This window comes from Pseudomonas batumici (assembly GCF_036585405.1).
Classification (GTDB): domain Bacteria; phylum Pseudomonadota; class Gammaproteobacteria; order Pseudomonadales; family Pseudomonadaceae; genus Aquipseudomonas; species Aquipseudomonas batumici.
This window is the reverse complement of the sequence record NZ_CP144470.1, coordinates 3,768,218-3,778,891: the sequence shown is the minus strand read 5'-3', so window position 1 is coordinate 3,778,891 and position 10,674 is coordinate 3,768,218. Positions and strand designations below refer to the sequence as shown.

At 64.6% G+C, this 10,674-nt stretch carries 12 protein-coding genes; 6 read left to right on the top strand and 6 right to left on the bottom strand.

Going from position 1 to position 10,674, the window contains the following annotated elements:
- Positions 1-13: 13 nt before the first annotated feature.
- From NUH87_RS17045 to NUH87_RS17035, 3 genes are all read left to right on the top strand, one after another.
- The gene (locus NUH87_RS17045) at positions 14-577 is read left to right on the top strand and encodes a DNA-3-methyladenine glycosylase I (protein WP_338521903.1); all 564 of its coding nucleotides are present in this window, start codon (positions 14-16) and stop codon (positions 575-577) included.
- Positions 578-615: 38 nt separating this feature from the next.
- Complete coding sequence (locus NUH87_RS17040; RefSeq protein ID WP_338521901.1) at positions 616-1,503, top strand: lysophospholipid acyltransferase; 888 nt, start codon at positions 616-618, stop codon at positions 1,501-1,503.
- Positions 1,504-1,579: 76 nt separating this feature from the next.
- Positions 1,580-1,825, top strand: a complete 246-nt coding sequence (locus tag NUH87_RS17035; protein ID WP_338521899.1) for a PilZ domain-containing protein — start codon at positions 1,580-1,582, stop codon at positions 1,823-1,825.
- Here the strand turns inward: NUH87_RS17035 and NUH87_RS17030 are convergent.
- The 5 genes from NUH87_RS17030 to def form a co-directional block, all read right to left on the bottom strand.
- On the bottom strand, positions 1,812-2,135 hold the full coding sequence (locus NUH87_RS17030) for a tetratricopeptide repeat protein (RefSeq protein WP_338521897.1): 324 nt from the start codon (positions 2,133-2,135) through the stop codon (positions 1,812-1,814). The genes NUH87_RS17035 and NUH87_RS17030 overlap by 14 nt on opposite strands.
- Before the next feature lie 25 nt (positions 2,136-2,160).
- Positions 2,161-3,534 carry a Trk system potassium transporter TrkA gene (trkA, locus tag NUH87_RS17025; protein ID WP_338521895.1) on the bottom strand — a complete coding sequence of 458 codons (1,374 nt, stop codon included), beginning with the start codon at positions 3,532-3,534 and terminating at the stop codon, positions 2,161-2,163.
- Positions 3,535-3,556: 22 nt separating this feature from the next.
- Complete coding sequence (gene rsmB, locus NUH87_RS17020; protein WP_338521893.1) at positions 3,557-4,867, bottom strand: 16S rRNA (cytosine(967)-C(5))-methyltransferase RsmB; 1,311 nt, start codon at positions 4,865-4,867, stop codon at positions 3,557-3,559.
- On the bottom strand, positions 4,864-5,808 hold the full coding sequence (gene fmt, locus NUH87_RS17015; protein WP_338521891.1) for a methionyl-tRNA formyltransferase: 945 nt from the start codon (positions 5,806-5,808) through the stop codon (positions 4,864-4,866). Before fmt ends, rsmB begins: the two co-directional genes overlap by 4 nt.
- A gap of 202 nt (positions 5,809-6,010) precedes the next feature.
- Positions 6,011-6,517, bottom strand: coding sequence for a peptide deformylase (gene def, locus NUH87_RS17010; protein ID WP_338521889.1), 507 nt, complete (start codon positions 6,515-6,517; stop codon positions 6,011-6,013).
- A 152-nt stretch (positions 6,518-6,669) separates the two neighbouring features.
- Between def and NUH87_RS17005 the strand changes: the two genes are divergently transcribed.
- The 3 genes from NUH87_RS17005 to NUH87_RS16995 all read left to right on the top strand — a co-directional run bounded on the left by NUH87_RS17005 (position 6,670) and on the right by NUH87_RS16995 (position 9,509).
- Complete coding sequence (locus NUH87_RS17005; protein ID WP_040062973.1) at positions 6,670-7,692, top strand: LysM peptidoglycan-binding domain-containing protein; 1,023 nt, start codon at positions 6,670-6,672, stop codon at positions 7,690-7,692.
- Between the two features lie 111 nt (positions 7,693-7,803).
- Entirely contained in the window at positions 7,804-8,904 is a 1,101-nt protein-coding gene (gene dprA, locus NUH87_RS17000; protein ID WP_338521886.1) for a DNA-processing protein DprA, read from the top strand.
- 47 nt (positions 8,905-8,951) lie between these two features.
- A complete protein-coding gene (locus NUH87_RS16995) occupies positions 8,952-9,509 on the top strand; it encodes an L-threonylcarbamoyladenylate synthase (RefSeq protein ID WP_338521884.1) in 558 nt (185 codons plus the stop codon).
- Between the two features lie 63 nt (positions 9,510-9,572).
- Here the strand turns inward: NUH87_RS16995 and NUH87_RS16990 are convergent, their stop codons facing one another.
- Positions 9,573-10,550 (bottom strand): quinone oxidoreductase, encoded by a 978-nt coding sequence (locus NUH87_RS16990; RefSeq protein WP_338521882.1) that lies wholly within the window; start codon positions 10,548-10,550, stop codon positions 9,573-9,575.
- Positions 10,551-10,674 lie beyond the last annotated feature (124 nt).

The window sequence follows — 10,674 nt, the reverse complement described above, 5'->3', positions numbered from 1 at the left end:
CCCCTGGAGCCTTATGCCACGCTGCTTTTGGTGCAACGACGATCCTTTGTACATGGCCTATCACGATCAGGAGTGGGGCGTGCCGCTGCGCGATGGGCAGCGTCTGTTCGAGTTGCTTTTGCTCGAAGGGTTCCAGGCCGGGTTGTCCTGGATCACTATCCTGAAGAAACGTGAGCACTACCGGAAGGTCTTGTTCGGTTTCGATGTGCGAAAAGTCGCGGCCATGAGCGATGCCGACCTCGAGCAACTGATGCTCGACCCCGGGATCATCCGCAATCGCCTGAAACTCCAGGCCGCGCGGCGCAATGCCCAGGTCTGGCTGACCCTGGAAGATCCGGTGGCACTGCTCTGGTCCTTTGTCGACGATGTGCCCAGGGTCAATCATTTCAACGGGCGCGGCGAGGTCCCGGCCGTCACGCCCCAGGCCGAGGCCATGAGCAAGGCCCTGAAGAAACTCGGCTTCAAATTCGTCGGTCCGACCATCTGCTACGCCTTCATGCAGGCCTCGGGCATGGTCATGGACCACACCACCGATTGTGATCGCTACGCCACATTGGCTATACCACGGTTACAATAGTCGGCTGATGACAAGCTCGATCACGACAGGAGTGGCCTGTGGAAAAGTTTAAAGGCGCCATGCTGGTGGGGGCGTTGCGATTGTTTGCGCTGCTGCCCTGGTGTGCCGTGCAGCGGGTGGGCGCAGCCATCGGCTGGGTGATGTGGAAGCTGCCCAACCGTTCCCGCGACGTGGTGCGGATCAACCTGGCGAAATGTTTTCCGGAACTGGACCCGGTGGCCCGCGAGCAGCTGGTGGGCCGCAGCCTGATGGGGATCGGCAAGTCCTTTACCGAAAGTGCCTGCGCCTGGATCTGGCCGGCCCATCGCTCGATGGAGCGGGTGCGCGAAGTCGAAGGCCTCGACATCCTCAAGGAGGCCCTGGCCTCGGGCAAGGGTGTGGTGGGCATCACCAGCCACCTGGGCAACTGGGAAGTGCTCAATCACTTCTATTGCAGCCAGTGCAAACCGATCATTTTCTACCGTCCGCCCAAGCTCAAGGCGGTGGACGAACTGTTGCGCAAGCAGCGGGTGCAGTTGGGCAACCGGGTTGCCGCCTCCACCAAGGAAGGCATCCTCAGCGTCATCAAGGAAGTGCGCAAAGGTGGTGCGGTGGGCATTCCCGCCGACCCGGAACCGGCCGAATCCGCCGGGGTGTTCGTGCCGTTCCTCGGCACCACGGCGCTGACCAGCAAGTTCGTACCCAACATGCTGGCCGGCGGCAAGGCGGTGGGCGTGTTCCTGCACGCGCTGCGCCTGCCGGACGGTTCTGGCTTCAAGGTGATCCTGGAAGCCGCGCCCGAAGCCATGTACAGCACCGATACCGAGACCTCCGTGGCCGCCATGAGCCAGGTGGTGGCGCGTTATGTGCGGGCTTATCCGGACCAGTACATGTGGAGCATGAAGCGCTTCAGGCGGCGTCCGGCGGGTGAGAAACGCTGGTACTGAGAGCCTGTTGGCATGATCTGTGGATAAGTCGGTGCGACTGATTTATCCACAGCTGCACCTTTCAAGGACGCAACAGATGTCCGATCACAATCATTCGCTGCGTATCAAGATCCAGCACCCCAGCATCGGCGAGTGCCTGGGACAGACACGCAACCTGTCCAGCAAGGGCGTGTATGTGACGCACCCGAGCTTGTCGCGCCTGACCACCGGTGCGGTGGTCTATGGCCAGGTGCAGGATCTGCCGGCGGCGGCGCCGCGGATTCGGATGGAAGTGGTACGGGTCGACGCCGAGGGCATCGGCCTGCGCTTCATCGATCTTTGAGCGCGGCTTTTTCCAGCTTTTTCAGAAACACCGTCATCTCTTTTTCCGCCTGCTTGTCGCCATGGGCGCGAGCGGCTTCCAGTCCCTGTTCCCAAGCCTGTCTGGCGGCCGCGTTGTCGCCCGCGGCCTGATGCGCCTTGCCCAGCAGTTTCCAGGCGGCGGAGTATTTCGGGTCGAAGCCGACGCAGCGTTGCAGGTGTTCGACGGCCTTGGTGTTTTCCCCCAGATCCAGATAACCCTTGCCGAGGCCGAAGCGCAGCAGGGAGTTATCCACACCCTTGGCGAGCATTTTTTCCAGTGATTCGAGCATGGCGAGCCTCCGGTAGGGTCACAGGTCAGAAAAAGCTCAGACCGACATGAAACAACTTTTCCACATCGCGGATCTGCTTTTTATCCACAAGGAACAGAATGACATGGTCGCCGGCCTGGATCACCGTCGCATCGTGGGCGATCAGCACCTCTTCATCGCGAATGATTGCGCCGATGGTCGCCCCCGGCGGCAAGGCGATGTCGGCGATGGCCCGGCCAATCACCCTGCTCGACTTCGCGTCGCCATGGGCAATCGCCTCGATGGCCTCCGCCGCCCCGCGCCTGAGGGAGTGCACGCTGACGATATCGCCCCGGCGCACATGGGCCAGCAAGGTGCCGATGGTCGCCAGTTGCGGGCTGATGGCGATGTCGATCTCGCCACCCTGGACCAGGTCGACATAGGCCGGGTTGTTGATCAGGGTCATGACTTTCTTCGCCCCGAGGCGCTTGGCCAGCAGCGATGACATGATGTTGGCTTCATCGTCGTTGGTCAGGGCCAGGAACACATCGGTGTCGCCGATGTTCTCTTCCAGCAGCAGGTCGCGGTCCGACGCGCTGCCTTGCAGCACCACGGTGCTGTCCAGGGTGTCCGAGAGGTGGCGGCAGCGCGCCGGGCTCTTCTCGATGATCTTGACCTGGTAACGGCTTTCGATAGCTTCGGCCAGCCGCTCGCCGATCTGCCCGCCGCCGGCGATGACGATGCGCTTGTAGGTCTCGTCAAGGCGGCGCATTTCGCCCATCACCGCGCGGATATGCGCCTTGGCGGCGATGAAAAAGACTTCGTCGTCGGCTTCGATCACCGTGTCGCCGCGGGGCAGGATCGGCCGGTCGCGACGGAAGATCGCCGCCACGCGGGTGTCGACGTTGGGCATGCGCTCGCGCAACTGGCGCAGTTGCTGCCCCACCAGCGGCCCGCCGTAGTAGGCCTTGACCGCCACCAGCAAGGCCTTGCCCCCGGCGAAGTCGATCACCTGCAAGGCGCCCGGATGTTCGATCAGGCGCTTGATGTAGTGGGTGACCACCTGTTCCGGGCTGATCAGCACGTCCACCGGAATCGCGTCGTTGTCGAACAGCCCGGCGCGGGTCAGGTAGGCCGCTTCGCGGACCCGGGCGATCTTGGTCGGGGTGTGGAACAGGGTGTGGGCGACCTGGCAGGCGACCATGTTGGTCTCGTCGCTGTTGGTCACCGCCACCAGCAGGTCGGCATCATCCGCGCCGGCCTGGCGCAGGATCGTCGGGAACGAGGCGCGGCCCTGGACGGTGCGGATGTCCAGGCGGTCGCCGAGATCGCGCAGGCGCTCGCCATCGGTGTCGACCACGGTGATGTCGTTGGCTTCGCTGGCCAGGTGCTCGGCCAGCGTGCCGCCGACCTGCCCGGCACCGAGGATGATGATTTTCATCGGGTCGCTCCGTTACCCCGGCTCAGCCGCGCGCGGCGGCGATCTTGATCAGTTTGGCGTAGTAGAAGCCGTCGTGGCCGCCTTGCTGGGCCAGCAACTGGCGCCCGTGGGGCTGCTTGACACCGAAGGTCCCGGCGATGTCCAGCTCGCGGGCCCCGGAGGTGCGGGCGAGGAACGCTTCGATCACCTCGGTATTCTCGGTCGGCAGGGTCGAACAGGTGGCGTAGAGCAGGATGCCGCCGACTTCCAGGGTCGTCCACATCGCGTCCAATAGCTCGCCTTGCAAGGCGGCCAGGGCGGCGATGTCGTCGGGCTGGCGAGTCAGCTTGATGTCGGGATGGCGACGGATCACGCCGGTGGCCGAGCACGGGGCATCCAGCAGGATCCGCTGGAACGGCTTGCCGTCCCACCAGGTGGCCGTATCGCGGCCGTCTGCGGCGATCAGTTCGGCGTCCAGGCCGAGGCGTTCGAGGTTCTCGCGTACCCGTACCAGGCGCTTGGCCTCCAGGTCCACGGCGACCACGCCGGCCAGTTGCGGCTGGGCTTCGAGGATATGGCAGGTCTTGCCGCCGGGGGCGCAGCAGGCGTCGAGCACCCGTTGGCCCGGCGCCAGGTCCAGCAGGTCGGCGGCCAGTTGCGCGGCTTCGTCCTGGACGCTGATCCAGCCTTCATTGAAGCCGGGCAGGTTGCGCACATCGCAGGCCTCTTCCAGGACGATGCCGTCCTGGCTGTAGGCACAGGCCTGGGCGCCGACACCGGCCTCGCCCAGCAGCTTGAGGTAGGCATCGCGCGGGTGATGGCGGCGATTGACCCGCAGGATCATCGGCGGATGGGCGTTGTTCGCCGCGCAGATGGCTTCCCACTGTTCGGGCCAGAAGGCCTTGAGGGATTTCTGCAGCCAGCGCGGGTGGGCGGTGCGCACCACCGGGTCGTGTTCCAGCTCGGCCAGCAGCGCCTCGCTTTCCCGTTGCGCGCGGCGCAGCACGGCGTTGAGCAAGGCCTTGGCCCAGGGCTTTTTCAGCTTGTCGGCGCAACCGACGGTCTCGCCGATGGCGGCGTGGGCCGGTACACGGGTGTAGAGCAGCTGATACAGGCCGACCAGCAGCAAGGCTTCGACATCGGCATCGGCGGCCTTGAAGGGTTTCTGCAGCAGCTTGGTCGCCAGTGCCGACAGGCGGGGTTGCCAGCGCGCGGTGCCGAACGCCAGGTCTTGGGTCAGGCCGCGATCGCGCGCCTCGACCTTGTCCAGTTGCAGCGGCAGCGAGCTGTTGAGCGAGGCCTTGCCGCTGAGGACGGCGGCCAGTGCCTTGGCGGCGGCCAGACGTGGGTTCATTGGCCGAGCACCGTACCGAGGGCGAATTTCTCGCGACGGCTGTTGAACAGGTCACTGAAGTTCAGCGCCTTGCCGCCGGGCAGTTGCAGGCGGGTCAGGCACAGGGCGCCCACGGCGGTGGCGACGATCAGGCCGTCCTTGCTGGCGGCGAGGATTTCCCCCGGTTGGCCCTGGCCTTCGGCGACGCCGGCGGCGAGGACTTTCAGGGCTTCGCCATTGAGGGTGCTGTGGCAGACCGGCCAGGGGTTGAAGGCGCGAATCAGTCGCTCCAGCTCGACCGCCGGGCGATTCCAGTCGATGCGCGCCTCGTCCTTGTTCAGCTTGTGGGCGTAGGTGGCGAGGCTGTCGTCCTGGACCTCACCGTCCAGGGTCGCGGCGGCGAGACCGGCGATGGCCTGGAGCACGGCGGGCGGGCCGAGTTCGGCCAGGCGGTCATGCAAGGTGCCACCGGTGTCTTCGGCGCTGATCGGGGTGACGGTCTTGAGCAGCATCGGTCCGGTGTCGAGCCCGGCTTCCATGCGCATCACGGTCACGCCGCTTTCGCGATCGCCGGCTTCCACGGCGCGCTGGATCGGCGCCGCGCCGCGCCAGCGCGGCAGCAGCGAGGCATGGCTGTTGATGCAGCCCAGGCGCGGGATATCCAGCACGACCTGCGGCAGGATCAGGCCGTAGGCGACCACCACCATCAGGTCCGGCTTGAGCGCCGCCAGTTCGGCCTGGGCCTCGGCGTTGCGCAGGGTCGGCGGCTGCAGGACGGCGATGCCGTGTTCCAGGGCGAGCTGCTTGACCGGGCTCGGCATCAGCTTCTGCCCACGGCCCGCCGGACGATCCGGCTGGGTGTAGACCGCGACGATCTCGTAAGGGCTGTCGAGCAGGGCCTTGAGGTGTTCGGCGGCGAATTCGGGGGTGCCGGCAAAGACGATGCGCAGTGGCTCAGTCATAAAAAGCTCGCTTAAACAAAGAAAGGCTTGCCTTGCAGACCCTGTGAAAACTACTGCGCTCGGCAATCCTGCGTTAAAAACAGGCTCGGAATGCTCATTTACAACCAGTAAACTCCGCTTCCTCGCCTGTTTTTGCCTTGTCTTGCCTTCGCTCGTTACGTTTTCACAGGGTCTGCTTCGCAAGCCTTTGGTATGAGGGGGATCAGGCGTTCTGGCGATGCAGCTTTTCCAGCTTCTTCTTGATCCGGTCGCGCTTGAGCGTAGACAGGTAATCGACGAACAGCTTGCCGTTCAGGTGATCGCACTCGTGCTGGATGCACACCGCCAGCAAGCCATCGGCTTCCAGCTCGAACGGCTGGCCGTCGCGGTCGAGGGCCTTGACCCGCAGTTTCGTCGGGCGGTCGACGTTCTCGTAGAAGCCCGGCACCGACAGGCAGCCTTCCTGGTACTGGTCCATGTCTTCGGTCAGGGTTTCGAACTCGGGGTTGATGAACACCCGGGGTTCGCTACGGTCTTCGCTCAGGTCCATGACCACGATCCGCTGGTGCACATTGACCTGGGTCGCCGCCAGGCCGATGCCCGGGGCTTCATACATTGTTTCAAACATGTCATCGATCAACTGACGCACCTTGTCGTCCACCACGGCCACGGGTTTGGCGATGGTGCGCAGGCGCGGGTCTGGAAATTCGAGGATGTTTAAAATGGCCATAGGCGTATTTGCTGCACATGTGAGGTAAAGTCAGGGACGGTCGCCGAAATGTCCCGGTGGGATCGGCTACCGTTGTAAAACGTTCTCCCTGGGAGCGAGCCGCGGGGGCTCTGGCGTTTCACGCGAAGGCACATAATAAAGGGATTCACTGCATGAGGAAAACACTACTCGCCCTGTTGCTGGCCGTTAGCGGCGTCGTGCAGGCGCAAGTGCAGCTCAAGGAGGGTTATCCACAGCGCTATACCGTCGTGCGTGGTGACACACTTTGGGACATTTCCGGGAAATTCCTCCGCGAACCGTGGAAGTGGCCGGAGATCTGGCACGCGAACCCCCAGGTGGCCAACCCGGACCTGATCTACCCCGGCGATACCCTGACGCTGCAGTTCGTCGACGGCCAGCCACGGCTGGTGGTCGATCGCGGCGTCTCCCGGGGCACCGTCAAGTTGTCGCCGCAGGTGCGTCGCTCACCGGTGGCCGAGGCGATTCCGAGCATCCCGCTGGAAAAGATCAATGCCTTCCTGTTGAGCAACCGCATTGTCGATGATGCGGCGGACTTCCAGAAGGCCCCGTATATCCTGGCCGGCAACAACGAGCGGGTGCTCAGCGGCATGGGCGACCGGATCTATGCCCGTGGCGTGTTCGATCCGGCGCACTCGGTGTATGGCCTGTTCCGCCAGGGCAAGGTCTATACCGACCCACAGACCAAGGAATTCCTGGGGATCAACGCCGACGACATCGGCACCGGTGAACTGGTGGCGACCGAAGGCGATGTCGGTACGCTGAACCTGCGGCGCACCATCGAGGAGGTTCGCCTGGGGGATCGCCTGTTCGTCAGCGAGGAGCACCCGGTCAATTCGATGTTCATGCCCAGCGCGCCGCAAGCGCAGATCCACGGCACCATCATCGATGTGCCACGAGGTGTTACACAGATCGGGGTCATGGACGTGGTCACGATCAACAAGGGACGGCGCGATGGCCTGGCCGAAGGCAACGTCCTGGCGGTGATGAAGACCGGCGAGACGGTGCGCGACCGGGTGACCGGCGAGGCCGTGAAGGTCCCCGATGAGCGTTCGGGCCTGCTGATGGTGTTCCGCACCTACGAAAAGCTCAGCTATGGTTTAGTACTTACTGCCACGCGGTCCCTGGCGGTCCTGGACAAGGTGCGCAATCCGTAGCGCCGGACGATAACGTGGGCCGATTCCGTTAGCGGGTTAAACAGGTTACACACAGAGTTATCCACAGCTTGTTCCGCCGTTTGAGGACCGCCACCGATCAAGGATGATCCGATGTCGCTGTCCACCTGTACCTCCCTGTCCCCGGCGGAGCTGGAAGCCCGTCTGCGCCTGCATCGTCTACCGGAACTCGGTCCACGGCGCTTTCGAACCCTGATCGATGCCTTCGGCTCGGCCTCGGCGGCCCTCGGCGCACCGGCCGCTGCCTGGCGGGCGCTGGGGTTGCCGGCGGCCTGTGCCGGGGCTCGCCGCAGCCCTGACGTCCGTGACGGTGCCAGTGCTGCGTTGCGCTGGCTAGAGCGTCCGGCCCGGCATCTGCTGATGTGGGACGGGGCCGACTACCCCGCTCTGCTGGCCGAGCTATGCGACGCCCCGCCCTTGCTGTTCGTCGCCGGCGACCCTGCCCTTCTGGAAAAACCGCAGTTGGCGATAGTCGGCAGCCGACGGGCCTCCAAGCCGGGCACGGACACGGCGGCGGCCTTTTCCCGGAGCCTGGCCGGTGCCGGTTTCGTCATCACCAGCGGGCTGGCACTGGGGATCGACGGGGCGGCCCACCAGGCCGCCCTGGACATCGGTGGGCGGACCATCGGCGTTCTTGGCACCGGTCTGGAAAATTTTTATCCACAGCGCCATCGCCGACTGGCGGAGGCCATGATTGCCCAGGGCAGCGCCGTGGTTTCCGAGTTGCCCCTGGAGGCACCGCCGCATCCGGGCAACTTTCCCCGACGCAATCGGATCATCAGCGGCTTGTCGCTGGGCGTGCTGGTGGTGGAGGCGAGTGTCGCCAGTGGCTCGCTGATCACCGCCCGGCTGGCGGCGGAACAGGGGCGCGAGGTGTATGCGATTCCCGGTTCCATCCATCACCCCGGCGCCAAGGGCTGTCATCAGTTGATCCGCGACGGTGCGGTGCTGGTGGAAAGCGTCGAACATATCCTCGAGCCCCTGCGCGGTTGGCAGCGGGTGACGGCCAGCCCGATCCCCGCCGCGTCCGAGCATCCGCTGTTGGGTTTGCTACACGCGGCACCGCAGAGCAGCGAGGCCCTGGCCCGGGCGTGTGGCTGGACATTGCCGCGGGTGCTGGCGGCGCTGACCGAACTGGAGCTCGAAGGCCGGGTTGCCAACGAAAGCGGGCGCTGGTTAGCTCGCGCGAGGTAGGGTTACCTGAGTAAACTGCAAATAGCGTTAAATCCGGAGAGCAAGCAATGGTCAAGAGTTGGCGTGTGCAAGAAGCCGCACGAGAAATTCGCGCAGGGGCGGTGATTGCCTATCCAACCGAGGCGGTCTGGGGGCTGGGCTGCGATCCGTGGAACGAAGAGGCGGTGGATCGCCTGCTGGCGATCAAGAATCGCTCGGTGGACAAGGGACTGATCCTGATCGCCGACAATATCCGCCAGTTCGACTTTCTTTTCGAGGATTTCCCGGAAGACTGGATTGCCCGCATGGCCAGTACCTGGCCGGGCCCCAATACCTGGCTGGTGCCGCATCAGGACCTGTTGCCGGAGTGGATCACCGGCCGGCATGACACCGTGGCCTTGCGGGTCAGCGATCATCCGCTGGTGCGGGACCTGTGCTCGTTGGTGGGGCCGCTGATTTCCACCTCGGCCAATCCCCAGGGACGGCCGGCGGCGCGCACGCGGATTCGCGTGGAGCAGTATTTCCGCGGGCAGGTCGACCTGGTGCTGGGCGGTAACCTGGGCGGGCGCAAGAACCCGAGCCTGATTCGCGACCTGGTGACGGGGAATATCGTTCGTCCGGCGTGAGCTGAACCCTTGTGGCGAGCGGGCAAGCCCGCTCGCCACAAATCCAGGCCAGACTCGGTAGTTTTAAGGCAACAGCACCGTCGACCCGGTGGTGTGCCGCGCCGCCAGTTCGGTCTGGGCCTTGGCCGCGTCCGCCAGGCTGTAACGGGCGCCGATCTCGATCTTCAGCTTGCCGCTGGTGATCATCCCGAACAGATCGTTGGCCATGGCCTGCAGGTTTTCCGCGTTGTTGGCGTAGCTCGCCAGCGTCGGCCGGGTCACATACAGCGAGCCCTTGGCCGACAGAATCCCCAGGTTGACCCCGTCCACCGCGCCCGAGGCGTTGCCGAAGCTGACCATCAGCCCACGGGGAGCCAGACTGTCCAGCGAGGTCAGCCAGGTGTCCTTGCCGACGCCGTCATACACCACCGGCACCTTCTTGCCATCCGTCAGCTCCAGCACCCGCTTGGCCACATCCTCGTGGCTGTAGTCGATGGTTTCCCAGGCTCCGAGGGACTTGGCCAGGGCGGCTTTTGCCGGGGAACTGACCGTACCGATCAGTTTCACGCCCAGGGCCTTGGCCCACTGGCAGGCGAGCAGGCCGACGCCTCCGGCCGCCGCATGGAACAGCACGGTTTCGCCCCCTTTCAACTCATAGGTCTGGCGAAACAGGTATTGCACCGTCAGGCCCTTGAGCATCACCGCGGCGGCCTGTTCGAAGCTGATGCCCTCCGGCAGCTGCACCAGGTTCGCCGCCGGCAGCACATGCACTTCGCTGTAGGCGCCGAGCGGACCGCTGCCGTAGGCCACGCGGTCGCCGACCTTGAACCGGCTGACCTCGCTACCGACCGCCTCGACAATGCCCGCGCCTTCGGAGCCCAGGCCCGATGGCAAGGCCGGTGGCGCATACAGCCCACTGCGGAAATAGGTGTCGATGAAGTTCAGGCCGATGGCGTGGTTGCGTACCCGCACCTGCTGCGGGCCCGGCTCGGCGGGGGTGTAGTCGACATATTCAAGGACTTCCGGGCCGCCATGGGCGCGAAACAGGATACGTTTGGCCATCTTTCTCTCCTTGGACATTGCTCAAAGGGGCGCCGTGCGGCGCGATGCAAGGGCCCTATCGGACTCCTTCGCTTGACCTTCGTCAACAGCGACAGTCACAAACGCGGTGCTATGCTACGCGCCT